This window comes from Parabacteroides distasonis (assembly GCF_004793765.1).
Taxonomy (GTDB): domain Bacteria; phylum Bacteroidota; class Bacteroidia; order Bacteroidales; family Tannerellaceae; genus Parabacteroides; species Parabacteroides distasonis_A.
Genome location: NZ_SRYM01000012.1, coordinates 45316 through 68787 on the forward strand (window position 1 = coordinate 45316; position 23472 = coordinate 68787).

The window sequence follows — 23472 nt, forward strand, 5'->3', positions numbered from 1 at the left end:
TTAAATACCTTTACCTGTAAAAACTGTTTTAACTGTATAAATGAGAATCGTTATGTCCAGAATCAAGGACATATTCTCATAGTATAATATATCATATTCCAAGCGCTCGATCATCTCATCCACGCTACCGGCATATCCATATTTCACCATTCCCAAAGAGGTGATTCCCGGACGGACGTTATGCAGTAAATAATAGAAGGGAGCTTTCCTCACGATCCGCTCGATGAAATATTTACGTTCCGGACGGGGACCGACTAGCGACATATCCCCTTTCAGCACGTTCCAGAACTGCGGTAACTCGTCCAAGCGATATTTCCGCATCACCCGTCCGAAGGGAGTGATACGACAATCGTCCTCGGAAGAGAGCAACGGACCTTCCTCCTCGGCGTTCGTATACATCGTGCGGAACTTATAGATCATGAAAGGTTCGCCCATGTATCCGATCCGTTCCTGACTGAAAAACACAGGACCAGGGGAATCCCTCTTCACCCGCCAAGCGATATACAGGAACAAAGGAGATAAGAGCACCAAGAAAAACAGAGACAACATCTTATCCATAAAGAGCTTTACATTCTGCTCGATGGGCAAGAAGTTATTATCCGTCACGTCCACCAGTGGAACGCCTTTTATCGCCTTGATCTTCACTTGCGATAATGAACTGGACTTATCCGCTAATATCTTGATCGGCCGTTTATAGCAATATAACGAATACAGGATATCCATCAAACGACTATTATCCACCGTCTCCAAGGCGACAACCAGCTCATCTACCTTTTTCTCCTCTACGATCGCTGGCAAGGATTCCAAGTTGGATTCAGAGACAAAGCCGACGATATTATAACCCAACCCATACAGGTCGTCGGCAATACAGGCCGCCTTCTTCCCCGCCCCGATCATCAATACGTTCAACGCCCATTCCCTACATTTTATCTTCCGCAACCCGGCCTGCGTAATCAATAACCGGAGAACATACGTCAAGGCAAACTGCAATCCCCATAAGGAGAAAAACATATCATAATACACATGATAGGAACGGGGCAAGTCGTTCAGCACTAAGGCAAAAAACAAGATCACGACACCAATCGACACGCTCCCAAGAGTAGAGAATAACTCGGTAAGCCTCGACTTACCGAAGGGCTTATTATAATAACCGGAAAACCAATATAATACGAACCAGAAAAGCGGGATCAACAACTGCCCCTTCAACGAGGGGATATGCAGCAAAAAAGCCCCGACGGTATCAAACCCTTCATACACCGCCACCTCCTCATAGCGTATTAGGTTAAATAATAACCAGACTGCCGACGACGCAATAAAATCCGAGACAATATATTTTCCGGCTTGTACGCTTTTCTTCATCCTTATCTAATTACCTGCACAAGTCCACCGGCTCCTAGCTTGATAATACCGGACGGAGCGACCTTGCTCATATCATCCTGACGATAACTCACAATATAATCCACACCCTCCTTGATCACCTCCGATACCTCGCTGAAATTAGCGGGTGCAGGCTCGCCACTAACATTGGCGGAAGTAGAGACCAAAGGTTTACGGAAGCGCTCGCACAATTTCTTGGAGAACTCCTCGTTCGTGATGCGGATACCTACGCTACCATCGGCACCCAATAGATTTGTCGCCAAATTCTTGGCACTTGAGTAAATGATGGTCAACGGCTTATCAGACACGCTAATCAAGTCCCAAGCAATATCGGGAACATCCGACACGTACCTATCCAATTTAGCCTCGTTGTCCATTAAGACCAGCATAGCCTTATTGTCTGCCCTTCGCTTTAGCTCGTACACTCTTTGTACGGCTTTTTCATTGGTAGCGTCGCAACCAATTCCCCAGATAGTGTCTGTAGGATAAAGTATTATGCCGCCTGCAGCCATTACTTCGCAAGCTTTTTTAATATCTTCCGTCATTGTTTTTTATAATATTTAGGCAAATGTACGAATCATTCTCCTACTTCAAAAAAATAATAACAAAAAAACTATTTTCTTTAAGCCATACCGGATATACCATATTTAATTTCTAACTTTACGGGATGAAATATATTGCGGAAATCTCGCCTTTGTCATACGGTAGATTAAGGATGACAAGGTATCCGTAGTATCAGGCAAGCAAAAAAGAAAAAAAACAATATATAATGATTAACAAATGGAACTTTCAAACCCCATCAGAAGAAGAGTTACATAAGAGAGACCAACTGGTGGCAGAATTGGGATTCAGCCCGGAAATCTGTCTCTTACTCGTTCAACGAGGTATCACTTCGATCGAAGAGGCGAAGAAATTCTTTAAACCCAGCTTGAACGATTTACACGATCCATTCCTTTTGCCGGATATGGATAAGGCGGTGAGACGCTTGAACAAAGCTTTGGGGAATAAAGAAAAGATTTTGATCTACGGCGATTACGATGTGGATGGAACGACGGCGGTATCGCTCGTCTTCAAGTATTTAAGACCTTACTCGTCTACCTTGGATTTCTATATCCCGGACCGGTACGACGAGGGGTACGGTATCTCTTACAAGGGCATCGATTATGCCGCCGAGAACGGCGTATCGTTGGTTATCTCGCTGGATTGCGGTATCAAGGCGATCGAGAAGATCGAATACGCCAAGGAGAAAGGTATCGACTTTATTATCTGCGACCACCATATGCCGGACGCCACTTTGCCGGACGCTGTCGCCGTGTTGGATGCCAAACGCTCGGATTCTATCTATCCGTATGAGCATTTATCGGGTTGCGGAGTGGGATTCAAGTTCATGCAGGCATTCGCCAAGAGTAATAATTTCCCGTTCTCGGATCTGGAGAAGTTGCTGGAGCTGACGGCGGTCAGTATCGCCTCGGATATCGTTCCGATTACGGGAGAGAACCGCATCCTCGCCTATTACGGGCTGAAGCAATTGAACAGCAACCCCAGCCTCGGATTGAAAGGGATTATCGATATCTGCGGATTGACCGGAAAAGAGATTACGATCAGTGATATCGTCTTCAAGATCGGTCCCCGTATCAATGCCTCCGGCCGTATGATGAACGGGAAGGAGGCGGTGGAACTGCTACTGTCTAAGGATAGCACCAGCGCCCGGGAGAAGAGCGAGAGCATCAACCAATACAATGAGGAACGTCGGGAATTGGACAAGAAAATCACCGACGAGGCAAACGCTGTCATCGACGAAGTGGAGAACATGGATGACCGGAAGGCGATCGTAGTGTATAACCCGGGATGGCACAAAGGCGTGATCGGTATTGTAGCGTCCCGATTGACCGAGAAGTATTACCGTCCGGCGGTCGTTCTTACCAAATCGTCCGAGTTGATCACCGGATCGGCACGTTCCGTAACGGGTTTCGATATTTACAAGGCGATAGAGAGTTGCCGGGATTTATTGGAGAATTTCGGAGGGCATACCTACGCCGCCGGACTTTCCCTTCGGGAAGAAAACCTAGAGGCATTCACCGAGCGTTTCTTGAAAATCGCCTCCGAGGAGATCATACCGGAACAGATGATCCCACAGATCGATATCGACGCTATCTTGGATTTGAAAGAGATCAACCAGAAGTTCGTGAACGATTTGAAGAAGATGAGTCCCTTCGGACCGGATAACCAGAAACCCGTATTCTGCTCGCTTGGCGTAAAGGACTACGGCACCAGCAAGCTCGTGGGTAAGGAACTGGAGCATCTCAAGCTGGAATTGATTGACGGAAACTCAAGTACCCCTATGCACGCCATCGCTTTCGGCATGCACAGGCACAATGACCATATCAAGAGTATGAAGCCTTTCAACATCTGCTACACGGTGGAGGAGAATACCTACAACGGAAACACATCTATCCAGCTGATGATCAAAGACATCAAACCCGACGACACATGAGGAGGACAGGTGGACGTCTACCATAAGATATTAGAGAAGTATTGGGGATACCCTGCTTTTCGCCCCTTACAGGAGGATATTATTCATTCCGTCTGTGCCGGAAAAGATACGCTCGGGCTGATGCCTACGGGTGGTGGTAAATCCATAACCTTCCAGGTGCCGGCCTTGGCTATGGAGGGGATTTGTATTGTTGTCACTCCCTTGATTGCCTTGATGAAAGACCAAGTGGAGAACTTACGCCGGGTCGGTATTAAGGCTACAGCCGTTTATTCGGGCATGAGCCGGCAAGAGATTATCACGCAACTGGAGAATTGCATCTTCGGGGGGTATAAGTTCTTATATGTCTCCCCGGAGCGGCTTAGTACGGATATTTTCCGGATCAAGATGGGGTCCATGCAGGTTTGTCTGCTAGTGATCGACGAGAGTCACTGTATCTCGCAATGGGGATACGATTTCCGTCCTTCTTACCTCAATATCGCTGAGATCCGGGACTTATTGCCGGATGTCCCTGTATTGGCCTTAACCGCCACGGCTACCCCGGAAGTGGTAAATGACATACAAGAGCGCCTGCGGTTCAAGGAGAAGAACGTATTCCAAAAGAGCTTCGCTCGCAAGAATCTGGCTTATATTGTCCGAAAGACGGAAGATAAGTTAAATACACTCGTTTATATATTAGGAAAAGTTCCGGGTACGGCCATCGTATATGTCCGCAACCGGAAACGCACCAAAGAGATCGCCGTCATGCTACAACAGGCGGGTATCTCCGCTGATTTCTTCCATGCCGGGTTAAACCGTGACGAGAAAGAGTTACGTCAGGCCCGCTGGAAAAACAACGAGTGCCGGGTAATCGTATCGACCAACGCTTTTGGTATGGGCATCGATAAGCCGGACGTGCGATTGGTCGTGCATATGGATATGCCGGGATCGTTGGAAGAATATTATCAAGAGGCCGGACGCGGGGGGCGTGATGAGAAAAAAGCGTTCGCCGTGGCTCTTTGTTCCTCCACGGATAGTGCCAAGCTAAAGAAACGGCTGGCGGATGAGTTCCCGGACAAGGAGTTTATCTACCGGGTCTACGAGGCATTGGGTAATTATTACCAGATTGCCGTGGGGTACGGGCTAGATACGGTACACGATTTCTCGTTAACGGATTTCTGTTCCGCTTATAAGTTCTCTTTATTGCAAGCGCATCATGCCTTGAAGATCCTTGGGCTATCTGGTTATATCGAGTATACGGAGGAGATGGACAGCGCCTCCCGTCTGATGTTCACGGCTACCCGTGACGAGCTTTACAGGTACTTAAATGAGAACAAGCGTACGGATGAGGTGATCCAGACGATCTTGCGCTCTTACACCGGGCTGTTCGCAGATTATGTTTATATCGATGAGAGCGTAATCGCTACCCGTGCGAGAGTGACGCCTCACGAGGTGTATGAGATTTTGGTAGGTTTATCCAGATACCGGATCGTAAACTACATCCCGCATAAGAAAACGCCGTTGATTATCTATACCCAGACCCGGGAGGAACAGCGGTACCTATCCATACCCCGCTCGGCGTATGAGGAACGCAAGGTACGCTTCGGAAAACGGATCAAGAAGGTGCTGGAATATATTAACGAGGAACGGGTATGCCGTAGCCGCATGCTCCTATCCTATTTCGGCGAGGAAGATTCCGCCCCTTGTGGCTGTTGCGACGTATGCCTATCGAAGCATGAATCACAACTTATGAATTGGGAATTCAACGCTATCCGGGAAAGTCTCGTAAAGGTATTGGCCGGGGAATCCCCTATCCCCGTGAAAGAACTTATTGAGAAATTACCTTTCCCTCAAGAGAAAAGCCTCACGGCCATCCGCTTTCTGGCGGATCAAGATCTCCGATTCACATTAAGCGACGGCTATCTATCGCACGAGGATTCAGCAAAATAGCACGATGCCCATCGTAAGCTCCTTAGAATGCCCATCGTAAGCTCCTTAGAATGCCCATTGTTAGCTTGCTAGAATGCCCATCATAAGGAGCTTACAATGGGCATTCTAATAAACCAAGTATCACCGCTTATAATTACTCCGATTAGATACTTGTTTTTCCGTCGGGAAATCAGCGGGAACCTTTTGGGTTACCTTGCCGGTAGCGGCCCATTCCGCACCTCTTAACAAGGTGATCTGGAAGCCGGCGCATTGCATAGCCGGGCAATTCTCTACCGTTTCCCCCGCATGCCCTAACATCGTATGGAATATACGGGCATTCCCATAATCAACCGTAAAGATCAACGGCTCTTCACGGCCGGAGCCTCCGGTCTCCTTGTCCGAATAAGCCGTATACAAGCAATCTTTTATATTTCCCGGGCCACGCATACGATCATATAACTCATCCTGCGCATGTTTCCATTTATTCGGCAGCCCCTTCATGATCGGATGCTCATGGTTCCGGGCATTCAGCACATACTCATGTTGCTTGCCATGAGAGCCACCCACGCCCGCCGAACTATCCTTTACCAACTTTCTATCGCTCCAATATACATAGGGGCCCGCTTTCTCATCCCGGTTCTCCCAACCGCCCAAGGCACAAATCATATTGTATTCCGGCCAGTTCACGAAGGCGTTATCAGCGGCATGATAGACCACGACACCACCTCCTCCTCGCACATACTCCAAGAAACGACGGTTGGTTTCCTCCGGCCAAGCATCCCCATTATAATCCAGCACCACCAACTCGTAAGGACTGAAATCCAAGACAAAGCCGGACATATCCTTCCCTGCCTCCGGAGAAATAGCGAAATCCACGGAGAAACGTCCCGAGTTCTCCAATATCTGTTTAAGTACCACATGGCTCACCTGCCAATTATGGTTATTCTGTCCCGTTATTAATAACGTCTTGATCGGCTTACGGGCCGACATGCCACATACAACCAGTAAAGCGGCAAAAAGGAAAACTATCTTCCTACAACATACATGTCTCATGGTATAAATCAGATTTAAGTAAACGATAAATTATCCGTCTTTATTTATCATAACAAAGAGAAGCCGCACCGAATAGCCCCGGATTCTCTAACTTAGAGAAACGTATCTTCAGGTTCTTAATAGAGTTCGGATAAGCGAAATCTTTCAAGTCCTCATACATGCTCTCTTCAAACAACTCATGGGCGGCGGTCACCGAGCCTCCAAAGACGATCATCTCCGGATCCACCGTCAATACAACGATCTTAATAGCGGCGGCCACATGTACACCCAACCTCCGGTAAGCCTCCAGCGCCTGCTCGTCCTTCCGCATTGCACGGGTGTACATCTCCTTCCCATCCACGCCCCATACGTTCATGAAATAGGAACCGCTACAGAAATATTCCAAGATCTGTCCTTGGTAGGGAATCATGCCAAACTCTCCCGAGCCACAATTAGCGTCGGTCAGCAGCTTGCCTTTCTGGATAATTCCACCCCCCAAACCCGTACCCAAGGTGAGGCCCACGAAGTTATCAACCGTCTTTCCTTCGCCAAAGATACGCTCACCCAAAGCGAAGCAATTCGCATCGTTATCCACATAAACCGGCACGGAGAAGCGAGCCTCCAAGATCTCCTTCAAATGTACCTCCTCCCAATGCGGGATATTCACCACGTTATATACGATCCCCTTCTCACGATCCACCACGCTCGGCACACCGATACCGATAGCTACCACAGTCTCGTCCCACACGGAACGGATCACCTCTATCAAAGCTTCCAATGTCTCCCCGTAATCCGCAGCGTCCTTGGGAGTCGGGGCACTCCCCTGAGCCACTAATCGATCCCCTACGATACGGCCGGCACGCATATTCGTCCCCCCTAAATCCACTCCGATATAAGCGTTTTTCTTCTCTACACTCATTCTTTCCACGATATTAAATTAGATTATACTCCCACAAAGCTAACAAAAAAGGCAATGCTACGAATAACATTGCCTTTTAAACTGAATAAATTTAATACATCTATGCTTTTTATTTTCGCCAGCGTCAACTCCATCCAGCACGTATACCAACATCGACTCATGCCTATGTTCGCATAGGCCAACGTCGATATACGTATAAGGCAGTGTCGGTATACGTGTAAAACGGCACCATTATAACTACCGCATCAAGCGAAGAACAAGATCAATAATTGTGCCGTAAGCACCCGCAAGAACATGGTTAACGGATATACCGTGGCGTAACCTACGGAAGGAGCGTCGTTTCCAGCCGTAGCGTTCGAGTAAGCCAAAGCGGGTGGATCCGTCGTACTACCAGCGATCAAGCCCATTAAGGTGAAATAATTGATCTTATAGAAATAGCGGCCTACACAACCTATGATCAGCAAAGGAATCGTCGTGATAATGAAACCGTAACCGATCCAAGCGAATCCACCATTGTTCACGATCGTATCCACAAAACCATCGCCGGCACTGATACCCACACAAGCGAGGAAGAGAGTGATACCGATCTCACGCAACATCAAGTTTGCGCTCTGGGTCGTATAGGTAACCAACTTATAGTGGTAACCAAAACGGCTAATCAAGATCGCTACGATCAACGGACCTCCCGCCAAACCTAATTTAACTGGTTGCGGAATACCCGGGAACGTGATCGGAATACTACCCAAGACAATACCGAGAGCAATGCCAATAAAGATCGTGATCAAGTTCGGCTCGTTCAAACGTTTCATGGAGTTACCCAATACCTTCTCTACGTTAGACACGGCCGTCTCGGTACCTACCACATTCACACGGTCGCCCACCTGTAACGTCAAACCTGGCGTAGCTACCAAGTCCACGCCCGCACGGTTGATACGGGTGATATTGATACCGTATAACTTGCGTAATTTCAATTGTCCCAGCTTCTTGCCATTCAAATCCGGTTTTGTAATCAAGATACGTCGGTTGATAAACTGGCTTTCCATACGAATCCATTGCTTACGCTCCATGTCAATCTCCTCGCCGATGAATGTCTTTACGGAATCGGCATCTTGATCGGTCGTAATCACGAAAATCTTATCATCCTCATGCAAGATCGTACTGGCAGAAGCGATCTCGATCTGCTTGTTATCATTACGCCATACACGGGAGATCACGAAATCCAGATGATCCATCAAACCGGATAACTCCCCTACCGTCTTACCGAAAACCGCTGGGTTCTTTACGACCAGCGAGATCGGTTTCGCCTCATTCGTATGCGAGGCATCCTCCTTATTCAAATCGTCATTCTCCTTATCGAAATTCACACGGAATACGTAACGTACGAAAATGATCGAAAGAATAATACCGATCACGCCCAGCGGATAAGCCACGGCGTAACCCAAGGCGATCGTATTATCAGAAACCCCGTACATATCGGAATAAGCCTGCTGAGCCGCACCCAATCCCGGAGTATTCGTCACCGCACCCGATAAAATACCCACCATCGTAGGCATCGGAATACCTGTCACGAAATGCAATACTAAAGCCGTAGCCACGCCAAGGAAGACAATTCCACAGGCAAGCATATTCAACGTGATCCCCCCCTGCTTAAACGACGAGAAGAACCCCGGCCCTACTTGCATACCTACCGAATAAACAAATAAGATCAATCCAAATTCCTTAAAGAAATGAATCACATTGTGGTTAACCGTAAACCCGAAATGCCCTAAAATAATACCAACAAACAACACCAAGGTAATCCCAAGCGAAATCCCAAATACCTTTATCTTTCCTAACTGGATGCCGGCGGCAATCACGAAAGATAGTAAAAGAATGGAGTGCCCGATACCTTCTCCCCATAATAAATCGTTTATCCAATCCATGCCAAAATCTTTAAAAATCTTATTACCTATTAATAAAGACGCGAAGTTAGGCATTTACTTTGTGTTTTACAACATAACGCCTATATTTACCTTTCAAATTAAAATTTCATGAAAAAGATCTATTATATTTTATCAGCACTATTCCTATGCTTGACAGCCACCTCTGCGCAAGAAGCGGGAAAGACAATCGTGATTAAAACCAACGTAGGTACGATGAAAGCCATCCTGTACAATGATGTGCCTAATCACACCCGTACTTTCATCGAACGGGCGAAACGGGGGGATTTCAACGGGACCTTATTCACCCGTGTCCTGCCGGAGTTTATGATCCAAGGAGGAGCCCCGGATTCCAAGAACGCTCCCGCCGGTGCCAAATGCGGCTTTGGCGATCCTTCCGCCGAGATCCCGCCCGAAATCAACAAGAAATATTTTCATAAAAAAGGAGCCTTGGCCGCTCCCCGTCAACCAGACGATATCAACCCGCAAAAGAAATCGGATATATCGCAATTCTTTATCGTGCAGGGGAAGGTCTACCGGGAAACCGAACTGGATACATTAGAGCGTACCGCCAACTACCCGACCCGGCAAAAGGCCCTGAAGGAGTTTTACACACCGGTCCGTGCGGAGCTGAATATGATAAAGATGAGTAATAAACGGGAATACCAGAAGCGATTGAGAGTAATTAACGCACAGATAGATTCCGTTATTCAAGCGACTCCCGGACATTTGCTATTTACGGATGAGCAACGGAAGGCTTATACCACCGTAGGCGGTTGCCATCATTTGGATGGCACCTATACGATCTTCGGAGAGCTGACAGAGGGTTTCGACATTTTGGATCAGATCGCCACCCAGCCGAAAGACCAGAATGACCGTCCGAAGAAAGACATCCGCATCCAAAGTATAACGATCGAATAATTCACCCTATAAACCCATACATTATGTTAAAAAGAGACTTGATAATGGTACAGATTGAGGAACTAGGCAAGATGATCACCCAGATAGCCCTCAATCGTAACTCGAATGACGGGGCACACAAAAATCTGGAGTTGATCCAAGCCGCTTATACGGCCTTGCGATTGAATAGAGACTTCTTGCTCACTACCTCGCTGGATGATATCCGCAGGTTTCTGGACTGTGAGGATTCGTGTGGCTTGTATCGCATGGATATAGCGGCAAAGACCCTCATCGAGGAAAGCTATCAGCTACCAGATCCCGACAAGAAACGGGTTTTACATCGGGCGAAAGAACTGCTGGAATATATCCAACGCAACGACACTACGTTCTCGTTGGAACGAGTGGCGTTGCTGGAAGAGATCAATAACTATTGAATAGATTGCTGCGGATCGGTGGTAGGGCCTTCCACGACTAGAAGGCCATTCTCATCAATTCGCATTTTATCGATAAATACGACCCGCTCATCCCCGGTCTTCTGAGTACGCCCGTGGTAAACGCAATACATTTGTTTTCCGTCCTTCGACCAAGTAACGCTATTATGTCCGGTACCCGTCACGATACCACCTTTTTCCACATTCTTCTCCAATACCGGATTATTAGATGCTTTCTCAAACGGTCCTAACGGATGTTCGGACACGGCATATCCCACCGCATAATTCGCCCCGCCGAAATAATTAGCGGAATACATCATATAATACAACCCGTTGTGACGTAGCATGAAAGAACCTTCCGTCCAACGACGTCCGACCTCCCCTTGGGTAACCGAGCGACTTTCCCACTCACTTTGCGCATCATCCAATTTTACGGGTGGACGCAGCAGAAGTACGGGTTCCCCAATCACGTGCGTAAGATCCGGAGCGACTTCCACCCCGTAAATCCAACTTTCCTCAACGGAGTCGAACATGCCTTTCTTCTTTGCCTCATCGGCGATCTCGCTTTCTACCGGATGCTTATAGCAACAACGGGAATAATAGAGATAGGTACGGCCATCCTCATCCTCGATCAAGTTTCCGTCGATAACAGGATATCCCGGATCGAATAAAGGCCCATCGGCCAATTCCTTAAATGGTCCGGTCGGCTTATCCGACACAGCTACGCCGATACGGAAATTTTCCTCCTCGTGAGTCGGATTATTCCGCCAATCCGCACTGAAGAACATATAGAACTTCCCGTCACGTTCGTACACTTCCGGTGCCCAGAAATTAGCGATCGCCCAAGAATCGGGCGTATTGCCCCGATAAACTTGCCCTTCCGCTTTCCAATGGATTAAATCATCGGAAGAATAGGCGCAAAAACCGTCTATAGCACCGGCCCCCGTACCATACATATAATAACGTCCGTCCGAGGCCAACAATACGTATGGATCACCAAACTGGACTGACAAAGGGTTACTGTACGTTAATTCCAGTGCTTCCGCAGTAGACTTTTTTCCCGTACACCCCACATTCAAATACATAAGAACTCCCAGACAAAGGGATATTCCTATTTTCATACTACTTTTCATTTTTCTTATTTATTGGATTCAAAATTATACACTCCTTCCGCACAACGTTCCCCATCGATGGCGGCAGATACGATTCCTCCCGCATAACCGGCTCCCTCACCGCAAGGGAAAAGACCTTTTACCGTGACATGTTGATAAGTCTCCCGATCACGGAAGATACGGACCGGAGCAGATGTACGGGTCTCTACACCAATCATGGTTGCCTCGTTCGTCAAGAAGCCTCTAGAGACCTTACCGAAATAACGGAAACCTTCACGAAGGCGACTGGTCACGAATTCCGGCATCCAAAAATGCAACGGAGAGGCCAGCAGACCCGGCGTATACGAGGAAACCGGTAAATCGAATGAGTTCTTCTTCCGCATGAAATCATCCATACGCTGGGCGGGGGCCGTTTGCTTCATGCCTCCATTCAACCAACAGACCTCTTCCAGACGTTCCTGAAAGGCCATCAACGCTAATGGGGAATCCGCACCCACCTTCTCGCCATTCCGAAGATAAAGCTCCTCCTGCCCTACCAGTTCGGAATAATCCTCCGGACGGATCTCTACCACCATCCCTGAGTTAGACCAGCGGGAACCTCGGTTGGAAGGTGACATTCCATTCACTACAACCTGCTTAGGTCCGCTCGCCGCAGGAACCACGAAACCTCCCGGGCACATGCAGAAGGAATAGACGCCTCGATTATTCGCTTGCGTCACAAAGCTATACTCCGCCGCAGGAAGATATTTCCCACGACCTTCCTTCCGATGATACTGAATTTGGTCGATCAATTCCTGAGGGTGTTCCAGACGAACACCGACCGCAATACCCTTCGCCTCGATCAGTATCTGGCGTTCGTATAAATAGTTATAGACATCACGGGCGGAATGGCCAGTCGCCAAGATAACAGGCCCATAAAAATTCTTTCCCGTATTTGTCTCGATGCCAATCACCTCGTTCTTTTTCATGATAAAAGCATCCATACGGGTCTCAAAATACACCTCACCTCCACATCGCTTGATTTGCTCCCGGATATTCTCGATCACATGCGGGAGCTTATCGGTTCCGATATGCGGATGGGCATCCGCCAAGATAGAGGAACTGGCCCCAAATTGGCAGAAGATATTCAATATCTTATCTACCGAGCCTCTTTTCTTGCTACGGGTATACAGCTTTCCATCAGAATAAGCACCGGCACCACCCTCACCGAAACTATAATTTGACTCTCCGTCCACCTTATGCTCACGACTGATCAAGGCGATATCTTTCTTGCGTTCCCTCACGTTCTTACCTCGCTCAACGATGATAGGGCGCAAGCCTAGCTCTATCAAGCGCAAGGCAGCGAACAGACCTCCCGGACCGGCTCCTACGACGATTACAGTTTTCCCTGCCGAGACATCTTTATACTCTATTGATTGATATTCCGGCTCGCTGGGCATCTCGTTCATAAAAACACGCAGTTTCACGTTGACAAATATCGTTCGCTGGCGTGCGTCTATCGAACGTTTCAATACACGTACGGCCCGGATATTTTTCGGTGCCTCACCTGTCTCACGGGCTACTACTTGCCTTAACGATTGCTCATTAACAGCTTCTTCCGGCAATATCCGGAGTTGTAATTCTTTTATCATTGTTTATTATATATTAACCGAATAGTTGCCGAAAGGCTTCCTCCACTTTCTTTACCTGTACGATTTGGATCTTGCTCTTCGCCGTATCGAAACCTTTTAGATTATTATGCGGAATGATAATCCGGGAGAAACCCAGCTTCTCCGCCTCCAAAATACGTTGCTCAATACGGTTGACCGGACGGATCTCTCCGGACAAGCCTACCTCTCCGGCCATACAAATACCCGGCTCGATGCTGATATCCAAGCTAGAGGAAAGGATGGAACTGATTACCGCCAAATCGATAGCCGGATCATTCACTTTCAAACCTCCGGCGATATTCAGGAAAACATCTTTCTGGATCAACTTGAAACCCGCCCTTTTCTCCAATACCGCCAATAACATATTCATTCGGCGTAAATCGAATCCGGTGGCGCTACGTTGCGGCGTACCGTAAACCGCCGAGCTAACCAAGGCTTGCGTCTCGATCAAGAAAGGACGTACCCCCTCGATAGCGGCGGCGATGGCGACACCGCTCAGTCCCTCATGATTCTGGGTTAATAATAACTCGGATGGATTGCTGACCTCACGAAGCCCGTTCTGGCGCATCTCGTAAATCCCTAGTTCCGCCGTACTGCCGAAACGGTTCTTGATGCTCCGCAAGATACGATACATATAATGCTGATCGCCCTCAAACTGCAACACCGTATCCACGATATGCTCCAATACCTTCGGACCGGCGATACTGCCTTCCTTATTGATATGGCCGATCAATAAGACCGGGACACCGCTTTCCTTGGCGTATTTCAAGATAGCGGCGCTACACTCGCGTACTTGGGAAACACTGCCGGGGGAAGATTCCACGACTTCCGTAAAGATAGTTTGTATGGAATCTATGATCATCAAGTCCGGCTGGATATTGGCAGCTTGCGTAAAAATCTGTTCCAGATGTGTCTCGCATAGGATGAAACAGTTCGGATTATCATGCGACAATCGATCCGCTCGGAGTTTCAACTGGCGGCTACTCTCCTCACCCGAGACATATAGGGTTTTCAAGCCTGTCAAGCCCAACACAGTTTGCAAGACCAAAGTGGATTTACCGATTCCTGGCTCTCCACCAATCAAGACCAAAGAGCCCCTCACCAAGCCTCCGCCGAGTACCCTGTTTAATTCATCATCTTTTAAATCAATACGGGGCTCCTCTTCCGTCGTTATATCACGCAATAACACTGGACGAATCTTATTGCCCTCCATATTACCGGGAACCGGCCACTTCATGGCAGGCTCCTTTGTTACGATTTCCTCTACATAGGTGTTCCATTCCCCACAATTCGGGCATTTACCCAGCCATTTCGGGGAATCAGCACCACAATTAGAGCAGACATATACCGTTTTTGTTTTCGCCATTCTATCCTGAATTTGGCGTAAAGATACAAAAAACTACTTTTCCCCTACCACAACGATCTTCTTTCCGATACCGTAACCCTTCTTAATGTCCGGGCTCCCCTTCTCCTTATACAAGAATCCGCGGAACATACCACCACTGTTATAAGGCATGGCGATATTTCCTAGTTTATCCACGGCGATCAAGCCGCCGTTGCCGGCGTTCGTATTCAATTCCGTATGGATGATATAATCCGCCGCTTTCTCTACGCTTTCCTTAAGGTATTTATAGCGGGCACACACATCGAACGCTACCGCATGACGGATAAAATACTCTCCATGCCCCGTACAGGAGACAGCGCAACTGTTATTATCCGCATACGTTCCCGCCCCGACCACGGGCGAATCACCGATACGCCCCCAACGTTTCTTGAACATACCGCCGGTACTGGTCCCGGCCGTTAAGTTTCCTTGTTTATCCAGAACGACACAGCCTACCGTACCGTTCTTCTTACTTTCTTGCTTTAACTTCTCGATCCACTCCATCGTCTTGGGCGTAGCGAAATACATATTGTCTTCTACCATTTCCAAGCCTTGTTCCTTGGCGAACTCCTCAGCACCGGCTCCGCTCAGCATGACATGCGGAGATTTTGTCTTTACGGCATAGGCGGCATTGATCGGATGCTTCACGTGTTTTAGGCCAGCTACAGCGCCTGCGCTTAAATCCTTGCCTTCCATGATGGAAGCGTCCAACTCGAAAGTCCCCTCCGCCGTACAGGTAGCACCAATTCCGGCGTTAAACAACGGATTTCCCTCGAAGTAATTAATGACGGCCATAACCGCCTCCGGTCCCTCGCCTCCCGCCGACAAAACTTTATCTCCAATCATTAAAGCGGAGTCCAATGCGGCGTAATATTGAGCCGACTTAACCGGATCTTCCTCCAATCCGGCCATCGCCCCCGCACCACCATGTACCACGATTACATACTCCCGATCTTGCGCAAAAGCAATGGATGACACCATCAAAGCCGTCAAGGCTATCATTTGTTTTAACATGCTATTATATTTAGTCATTTATACAATGTTCAAAAATAGAACAAATATCTGAATTATCTTAGAGGCATAGGCTTATTTCCCGATTTTTATCCGTACATTTACCTCGAACGGTAATCTCTTAAATAATAACATTATGGAAGAATACATCGATTCTATCATAAGAGTGGGAAAGATATTGATCGGAAGCATAATGGTCGTGTTCGTACTCTGGTACATCGCAAAGGATATTGTCAAGGCTTATGGGAAAGATTTGCATGAGCCGGATTAAAAAAGTGCCGTGGCGATATGACCACGGCACTTCTCTTCATTATATCATAGAGAGCTGTTTCATTCGTTCGTATACCATACCGGTCCCGGCTGGCTGCCCATGACGAACTCCAATGTCGCCCCGCTCATGATTTGCTCGTGGGTGATATAACTCTTATCATAAGGTTGTCCGTTCAGCTTCACGGATTGGATATAAATATTCTCCGCAGAGACCTCGGGAGCCAAAACCGTAAAGGTCTTGCCATTACCTACATGCATCTTCACTTCCGGGAACAACGGGAAGCCGATCTCATATTGGCCACTGATCGGATCAACCGGGTAGAATCCCATGGAGCTAAACACAAACCATGCGGACATCTGCCCACAGTCCTCATTACCACAAATACCGTCCGGGGCATTCAGATACAAGTCATGTAATACCTGAGCCACGTATTTCTGGGTCTTCCAAGGCTGGCCGACCTTATTATATAAGTAGATCACATGATGGCTCGGCTCATTTCCATGCGCATATTGACCAATCATGCCTGTACTAAAGATAGGCAATTCCTCATCCGATTTGGGGACATAGGTAAACATACTATCCAATTTCTCGGCGAAACGTTCCTTACTTCCTACCAATCCGATCAAACCGTCCAGATCTTGCGGCACGGACCAGAAATATTGCCAACCATTGCTCTCGCAAATATCTTCCGTATAATCATCGGGGCTGAAATTAGCGGCAAAGTTTCCTTTCTCATCACGAGGCTGCATAAAGGAAGTAGCCGGATTGTACACATTATGATAATTCTGTGAACGTTTAAAGAATTCGTCGGCGATCTCTTTCTTACCCATCTTCTCGGCCATCTTAGCGATGCAATAATCATCGTAGGCATACTCCAAGGTCTTCGATAAAGACCAGTTCTCCCATTTTTTCGGATCGCTATAAGCCGGTACGTAGCCCAACTTCTTATAATCGCCGATACCCCGATAGTCATCCCGGTTGGCTGTCGCTATACAAGCCTCCAGCGCTTTCTCGGCATTGAAATCACCGATACCTTTCAGATAAGCGTCTACGATAACGGGCACCGCATGATAACCGATCATCATATTCGTTTCCCAGCCATAAAGGTTCCATAAAGGCAAAGCCCCGTTCTGCTCATAGAACTTCAAGAAACCCTTGATCATATCATTCGCCCGTTCCGGCTCCGTATACGTAAACAACGGATGGGAGGCACGGTAGGTATCCCATAAAGAGAAAGTAGAGTAATTCGTCCATCCGTCCGCTTTATGGATTTGCTGATCTGGGCCGTAATAAGAACCATCCACGTCGCTATAGATCGTCGGGGCGATCATGGAATGATACAAGGCCGTATAGAATTTCACCATATCGTCCGTATTCCGGCTCTTCACCTCAATCTTGGAAAGCTGTCGGTTCCAATTCGCGCTAGCCTGCGCTTGATAGTAATCGAAATCATCCTTCGGGACTTCCGCACGCAAATTCTTTCCCGCTCCCTCCATGCTGACACCAGAGATTCCGGTCGTGACAAGGATTTCCTCATCCTTCTTCGTATTGAAATCGAAACGGGCCACATAGGCCGTACCGATCCAACCTTTTTCCTTGGTCACGATAGAAGTCGTATCCATATGACAAGCCACGAAAGGCTTAGAAAAACGGGTCTCGAAATAAACATGCTGCAAGGGAGACCAGCCTTGGGATAGGCGGTATCCACGGATCGTCGTAGAGTCTACCACCTCGATCTTGGAATCCAAGGTAAAGTCCCAATTCATCGCCTTCTTCAAGTTCAAGAATACCGAAGCCTCGGCCTCCGGGAAGGTATACCGCTGGATACCGCAACGCTCGGTAGCCGTAAGTTCCACGTTAATGTTATAATCCTTCAGCAATACCCGGTAATATCCTGCGGAAGCCACCTCGTCATTATGCGAGAACGTGGAATAGATTCCTAACGGCGCCGGGGCCTCTTTATAAGGACGGGTCACGGGCATAAAAGAGATATCGTATAAATCGCCGGCTCCCGTACCGGAAAGATGCGTATGGCTAAAGCCGGCGATTGTCGTATCCGGGTAAAAATACCCCGAGATGCGATCCCAACCCGGCAAGCCGTTGTCCGGACTCAATTGTACCATACCAAAAGGGACTTGGGCTCCCGGGTAAGTATTGCCAGTAAAATCCGTACCGATCATGGGATTCACATACTGTGAATAATCCACCTCCTGTTTCTTTTCAGGCGTGCAGGCCACGAGTGCCAGCAAAGAGACCGCCAATATAGACATGTGCTTCATGTTATGCAATTCGTTTTGAGTTTGAGCAAACATACATAAATTATTTCGAAAGAGAAACTGTTTATGACAAAAAAGACGTAGCCCTTAAACAGAGTTACGTCTTTTTTCTATTACGTTTATAACTTTCGGGATTTATTCCTCATTTTTACCTCCCTCATTCTCCTCGTCTTCTTCCTTTGGGGCTTTCTTCACGAAGAACGCACTCAACTCATACAAACCGTAGAGCGGTAAGAATACGATACTTAACGTAAACGGATCACTACTTGGAGTGATGAACGCTGCACCAACTAACAGACCGACAACAGCATGCCGTCTGTATTTATGGAAGAACGAGCGGTTTAGCAACCCTATCTGAGATAATAGCCAAGATACCAATGGCATCTCAAATACGATTCCCATCACGAATATCAGCATTAAGAAGTTATCCATATAAGAATCAAGGGATACCTGTTCCGTAATGGCAGCACTCAACTCGTAAGTCGCCAAGAAACGTAGTGTCATCGGGAACACCAAGAAATAGCCAACCGAGCATCCGATAAAGAACATAATGGTTCCGAACAGGAATACCCAACGTACATTTTTCTTCTCATTCTCATAGAGAGCCGGACTTACGAACTTCCAGATCTCCCACATCAAATAGGGGAAGGTCAATAATAACGCCAACCAAAAAGAACTTGTCATATGGGTGAAGAACTGGGAAGCCAGTTTGATATTGACAATATTCACATGGAACGTATCATTACAAAAGTCCGGGAGAAAAGAAAAATGAGAACTAATCTTACACATTTCCCGATAGACGATGAAATCGGAGCTACACGGAGCCATCACGACATTATCGAACAGCCACGGCATTACCGAGAACCCGGCTATAGCAAAAACAAAGAGCGCTAAAATAGAGCGAAATAAAGTCCAACGAAGTTCTTCTAGGTGATCCCAGAATGACATTTCTTCTTGTTGCATCTTCCTCTACTTCTTTTCCGTATCGTCTAATTTGATATCGTCTTCCAATCCTTTTACACCGTCCTTGAAATTCTTCACACCCTTACCGATACCTTTCATCAGCTCAGGAATTTTCTTACCACCGAAAAGCAACAACACAACAATGGCGATGATCACGATCTCGCCTGTACCTAAATTTCCTAAAAATAGTAATTCATTCATGATATTATAATATTAGTCATTAATATTCTCGTTTCTATGGGGGCAAAGATACAATTTGTAATGAATAGTAGCCTCATTATTCCAAATTTATTACCTTTGCACCGTCTTAAAAAACTGAAATTAGAAAAAAATTAGAAAGATGAAAGCGTACGTATTTCCCGGTCAGGGGGCACAGTTCGTAGGTATGGGCAAAGACCTCTACGATAATAATCCTCTTGCTAAAGAGATGTTTGAGAAGGCTAATGAGATCCTTGGTTTCCGTATCACGGATTTAATGTTTGCCGGAACAGACAAGGATCTGAGACAAACCAAGGTTACTCAACCTGCGATCTTCTTACACTCTGTCATTCTTGCGAAAACATTAGGTGATCAATTCCAACCGGACATGACCGCCGGTCACTCATTAGGAGAATTCTCTGCCTTGGTCGCTGCCGGAGCCTTGTCTTTCGAGGATGGCTTGGTATTAGTTTCCAAACGTGCCATGGCTATGCAAAAGGCTTGCGAGGCGACTCCCTCAACAATGGCCGCAGTATTAGCCTTGCCGGATGCGACGGTTGAGGAAATCTGCGCAAGCATCAAGGACGAGGTAGTGGTTTGCGCTAACTATAATTGCCCGGGCCAATTGGTAATCTCCGGTTCTATCCCCGGTATCGATCAGGCTTGCGAGAAGTTATTGGCCGCAGGTGCTAAGCGTGCTTTGAAGTTAAAAGTAGGTGGAGCGTTCCACTCACCATTGATGGAACCGGCTCGTACGGAGTTGGCTGCTGCTATCGAGGCAACGACTATCCACAAACCGACTTGTCCGGTTTACCAGAATGTAAGCACGAAGGCTGAGACTTGCCCGGAGACAATCAAGGCCAACATGATCGCACAGTTGACCGCACCGGTACGTTGGACTCAAAGCGTACAGAACATGATCGCCGATGGCGCCACTCATTTCATCGAGCTAGGTCCGGGTGCCGTTCTTCAGGGATTGGTCAAAAAGATCAATAAGGAAATGACTACAGAAGGTATGCAATAATTTACCCTTCCATATAATATTTAGGTATAAAAGTCCGAAAAGGATGGAGGAGTATTTCCCTTGTCCTTTCCGGACTTTTTTATAGACAATAATGATTCCCACGGCGTAATCATTACTCAAGTAAATCGTACTATAATCATTATCCTCTCCCACAAGATTCGGGTTCTCATTGATCTCCTGAAAGTCATTACAGGAGGCTGGTCGGTGCGGCTCCATTCTCGAATCCGGTAGCGTTGGTATTCGTGGCAGCAACAGACTCGGGATCGATACCCGGCAAGTTATAATAGATCATCCAAAGATTGTTACCCCGGGTATACAGGTTGGAGGCTGTCTCCGAATAGATGCTACCACCGGTACGGAAGTCAATCAAGAAGCTCAAGTTAAAGCCTTTGTAAGAGAAATTATGCTCCTGCCCATCATAAGCTCCTTTCGACCGCAGTCGGCAGGGGTTTACGATGGGCATTGTTAGATGCTTATAATAACGGTCGGCACAAAGTGGTATTAGTTAAACAACTACACACTTCATCTCTTCACTATCAATTACAATATAACGTAACTAAAAGACGAGAAATCTACAGGAGAAGTTAAAACCTCATTCAAAACTAATACACAGAAATAACCCAAGGTGGAAGCATTATCCCTCACCTTGGGCTTTCATATAAATCAATGTTTAGCCCACCATAGCGGAGTAGAAATTAAATCAGCTCCACCCAATAGCTCAACAGCTTTCATATAACTATCCTTACTATTGATTTCCATATTCGCTGGATAGCGTAGACGTTCTTGATAGAATTCCCACTTACATTCTCTACAGTTAGCACGAGTAAGAGGCAACTCATTACTAGAAACATTATAATCTATTTCAACTGCCTGATTTTCAAAGAAAGGCAAACCTAAACGACGATGATCAGACCATGCCTCTAAAGGTAACCAAGGAACTTGTGCCAAGTATTTCTGTGAAATTATCTTTGTTAGCTTATCATTATTGACCGTACCATTCTTATAAATAGAGTTCTTAGGATAAGTATAAGTAACAGTCTTTTTCTCACCAGTATAACCATCTACATATTCAGCCATATAAGACTTTGCTTCCGCTGTATGATCAAAAGCGACAGAAGTACCAACACGATTATATTCCGTAGAATTTAAATAATCATTTAAAAACTCAGATACACCATGATACTCAAAACTGGCTGCTATACCTGCCTCATAATGAGATTTAGCACTACCTTGTACATTCCAACCATACAAAGCGGCTTCTGCCAATAAGAACTCGGTTTCCCACGGGCCAAACCAAACACGCTTGTTTGTACTTTCCCGATATATTTTGGATAAAGAAGGATAAGTTTTACTCGCACCTGTCAATTCACTGGTTAACGCAGAGTATTTATCCCATTTTCCTGCAACCCAAGTATTCCAAGTATATTTCACGTTCAATTCCAAATATGCTTTGCCGTTTTCTTCTACATTTCCAGTAGCAGGATCCGCCAAACGAGCCTTATCCGCCAAACCAATATTAGAGAAATAAACAGTACCATCATCATACCCTGGAATATGGAACAACTTAGTAGCACGAGGATCAATCTTTGAAGGAAGAGCATCAAAGAAATAACCTGCGGCCGGATCATTCGTAGAAACAGGCAAGTGCTTTTCCAAACGAAGGCCAAGATAAGTCCGAGCGTCTTTCAATGAGACCTCCGCCTTTATCGCCTCAGGAACTTGAAAGTCAATACCTCCCAAACCAATCATCATATTATTAATAGTAACCGAAATGGGTTGGGCATTCCAAGGACGAGACATCACACCATCAAGATCCGTCCAACCGCCTTTCTCTTGCACCTGAGCAATTTCATCTTGCGTAGTAATAAAATTATTTGTCGAAGCGGCATCTTCGAAAGCAGCCTTTGCTTTAGCCTGATCCACAGCAGATAAACGCATAGCGTAGCGTAAACGTAATGAATTCGCAAACTTTATCCATTTAGAAACATCACCATCATAAAAAGCATCCGTTTTCTCTGATGCAATAGTACTCATATCCACATTTACATCTATCTTGCCAGCGGCATCTTTCAATTCAGAGATAATAAAATCATAAATATCTCCTACACTCTTATATTCCACGATACCATCAAAAGCATTTTCCGGAGGTACAGGACCAAAGTTATCAGCTAACTCCGATATAACATAAGCCCGCCAAATACGTGACATTTGCAACAGATTATTCTCATAAGGATACTCTGGATTGGCTGCACGTTCCGTACCAATTTTCACGGCCATATTAACATTGTTCAGCCATCCCACTCCATAATCAACACCAAAGTAGTCCGTATTATAATCATTATAATTCGCACCTGTAGCTAAACCACTACGACGTTCAAAGCGAGCAGCACTTTTCCATTGATACACAAATATACGTTCTGCTATATGCGGGTTCTGCTGCGCCCCCATAACTGATTTATTTAGTAGATAAGATACTTTGATCGCACTTTCATCTACGGCATTCGGGTCTTTATTTATTTCTTCAAAGTCGTTACACGCAGTAAATAAAACGGCTAATGAAGCTACTCCTATTATTGTTCTTTTTAATGTTTTCATACTTAAAATCAT

At 46.5% G+C, this 23472-nt stretch carries 19 protein-coding genes and 1 pseudogene; 6 read left to right on the forward strand and 14 right to left on the reverse strand.

What is annotated here, in order from left to right; all coding sequences use genetic code 11:
* Positions 1 to 1359 (reverse strand): sugar transferase, encoded by a 1359-nt coding sequence (locus E5342_RS06145; protein ID WP_121734986.1) that lies wholly within the window; start codon positions 1357 to 1359, stop codon positions 1 to 3.
* A gap of 2 nt (positions 1360 to 1361) precedes the next feature.
* On the reverse strand, positions 1362 to 1922 hold the full coding sequence (locus tag E5342_RS06150; RefSeq protein ID WP_121734987.1) for an L-threonylcarbamoyladenylate synthase: 561 nt from the start codon (positions 1920 to 1922) through the stop codon (positions 1362 to 1364).
* A gap of 224 nt (positions 1923 to 2146) precedes the next feature.
* Between E5342_RS06150 and recJ the strand changes: the two genes are divergently transcribed.
* Both recJ and E5342_RS06160 read left to right on the forward strand, forming a co-directional pair.
* Positions 2147 to 3871 carry a single-stranded-DNA-specific exonuclease RecJ gene (gene recJ, locus E5342_RS06155; RefSeq protein WP_135959048.1) on the forward strand — a complete coding sequence of 575 codons (1725 nt, stop codon included), beginning with the start codon at positions 2147 to 2149 and terminating at the stop codon, positions 3869 to 3871.
* 9 nt (positions 3872 to 3880) lie between these two features.
* Complete coding sequence (locus E5342_RS06160) at positions 3881 to 5797, forward strand: RecQ family ATP-dependent DNA helicase (protein ID WP_135959049.1); 1917 nt, start codon at positions 3881 to 3883, stop codon at positions 5795 to 5797.
* 120 nt (positions 5798 to 5917) lie between these two features.
* Here E5342_RS06160 and E5342_RS06165 read toward each other — a convergent pair whose 3' ends face one another.
* The 3 genes from E5342_RS06165 to E5342_RS06175 all read right to left on the reverse strand — a co-directional run bounded on the left by E5342_RS06165 (position 5918) and on the right by E5342_RS06175 (position 9649).
* A complete protein-coding gene (locus E5342_RS06165) occupies positions 5918 to 6829 on the reverse strand; it encodes a ThuA domain-containing protein (protein WP_135959050.1) in 912 nt (303 codons plus the stop codon).
* Positions 6830 to 6869: 40 nt separating this feature from the next.
* Entirely contained in the window at positions 6870 to 7727 is an 858-nt protein-coding gene (locus tag E5342_RS06170) for an ROK family protein (RefSeq protein ID WP_121734991.1), read from the reverse strand.
* 245 nt (positions 7728 to 7972) lie between these two features.
* Complete coding sequence (locus tag E5342_RS06175; protein ID WP_121735076.1) at positions 7973 to 9649, reverse strand: putative transporter; 1677 nt, start codon at positions 9647 to 9649, stop codon at positions 7973 to 7975.
* Positions 9650 to 9757: 108 nt separating this feature from the next.
* Here E5342_RS06175 and E5342_RS06180 point away from each other — a divergent pair, with 108 nt between their 5' ends.
* A complete protein-coding gene (locus E5342_RS06180; RefSeq protein WP_121734992.1) occupies positions 9758 to 10567 on the forward strand; it encodes a peptidylprolyl isomerase in 810 nt (269 codons plus the stop codon).
* A gap of 23 nt (positions 10568 to 10590) precedes the next feature.
* Positions 10591 to 10980, forward strand: coding sequence for a hypothetical protein (locus E5342_RS06185; protein ID WP_121734993.1), 390 nt, complete (start codon positions 10591 to 10593; stop codon positions 10978 to 10980).
* On the opposite strand, the gene E5342_RS06190 is transcribed toward E5342_RS06185, so the two are convergent.
* From E5342_RS06190 to E5342_RS06205, 4 genes are read right to left on the reverse strand one after another with little or no spacing between them, the layout of a single operon-like run.
* Positions 10974 to 12098, reverse strand: a complete 1125-nt coding sequence (locus E5342_RS06190) for a glycoside hydrolase family 43 protein (protein WP_236651449.1) — start codon at positions 12096 to 12098, stop codon at positions 10974 to 10976. The two genes, E5342_RS06185 and E5342_RS06190, sit on opposite strands and share 7 nt — an antisense overlap.
* Before the next feature lie 17 nt (positions 12099 to 12115).
* Positions 12116 to 13720, reverse strand: coding sequence for an NAD(P)/FAD-dependent oxidoreductase (locus E5342_RS06195; RefSeq protein WP_135959051.1), 1605 nt, complete (start codon positions 13718 to 13720; stop codon positions 12116 to 12118).
* A gap of 13 nt (positions 13721 to 13733) precedes the next feature.
* Entirely contained in the window at positions 13734 to 15104 is a 1371-nt protein-coding gene (gene radA / locus E5342_RS06200; protein WP_121734996.1) for a DNA repair protein RadA, read from the reverse strand.
* 33 nt (positions 15105 to 15137) lie between these two features.
* Entirely contained in the window at positions 15138 to 16136 is a 999-nt protein-coding gene (locus E5342_RS06205) for an isoaspartyl peptidase/L-asparaginase family protein (protein WP_121734997.1), read from the reverse strand.
* Positions 16137 to 16269: 133 nt separating this feature from the next.
* On the opposite strand from E5342_RS06205, the gene E5342_RS19975 reads away from it, so the two are divergent.
* The gene (locus tag E5342_RS19975) at positions 16270 to 16404 is read left to right on the forward strand and encodes a hypothetical protein (protein ID WP_259463402.1); all 135 of its coding nucleotides are present in this window, start codon (positions 16270 to 16272) and stop codon (positions 16402 to 16404) included.
* Between the two features lie 59 nt (positions 16405 to 16463).
* On the opposite strand, the gene E5342_RS06210 is transcribed toward E5342_RS19975, so the two are convergent.
* The 3 genes from E5342_RS06210 to E5342_RS06220 form a co-directional block, all read right to left on the reverse strand.
* On the reverse strand, positions 16464 to 18716 hold the full coding sequence (locus E5342_RS06210) for a GH92 family glycosyl hydrolase (protein ID WP_121734998.1): 2253 nt from the start codon (positions 18714 to 18716) through the stop codon (positions 16464 to 16466).
* A 99-nt stretch (positions 18717 to 18815) separates the two neighbouring features.
* Complete coding sequence (gene tatC / locus E5342_RS06215) at positions 18816 to 19643, reverse strand: twin-arginine translocase subunit TatC (protein WP_121734999.1); 828 nt, start codon at positions 19641 to 19643, stop codon at positions 18816 to 18818.
* Positions 19644 to 19649: 6 nt separating this feature from the next.
* The gene (locus tag E5342_RS06220) at positions 19650 to 19844 is read right to left on the reverse strand and encodes a Sec-independent protein translocase subunit TatA/TatB (RefSeq protein WP_005858259.1); all 195 of its coding nucleotides are present in this window, start codon (positions 19842 to 19844) and stop codon (positions 19650 to 19652) included.
* Positions 19845 to 19983: 139 nt separating this feature from the next.
* Here E5342_RS06220 and fabD point away from each other — a divergent pair, with 139 nt between their 5' ends.
* The gene (gene fabD / locus E5342_RS06225) at positions 19984 to 20865 is read left to right on the forward strand and encodes an ACP S-malonyltransferase (RefSeq protein ID WP_135959052.1); all 882 of its coding nucleotides are present in this window, start codon (positions 19984 to 19986) and stop codon (positions 20863 to 20865) included.
* 187 nt (positions 20866 to 21052) lie between these two features.
* Here the strand turns inward: fabD and E5342_RS06230 are convergent.
* Positions 21053 to 21280, reverse strand: a pseudogene (locus tag E5342_RS06230) (hypothetical protein); the annotation flags it as partial.
* A 248-nt stretch (positions 21281 to 21528) separates the two neighbouring features.
* Positions 21529 to 23460 carry a SusD/RagB family nutrient-binding outer membrane lipoprotein gene (locus tag E5342_RS06235; RefSeq protein ID WP_121735002.1) on the reverse strand — a complete coding sequence of 644 codons (1932 nt, stop codon included), beginning with the start codon at positions 23458 to 23460 and terminating at the stop codon, positions 21529 to 21531.
* Positions 23461 to 23472: the final 12 nt, after the last annotated feature.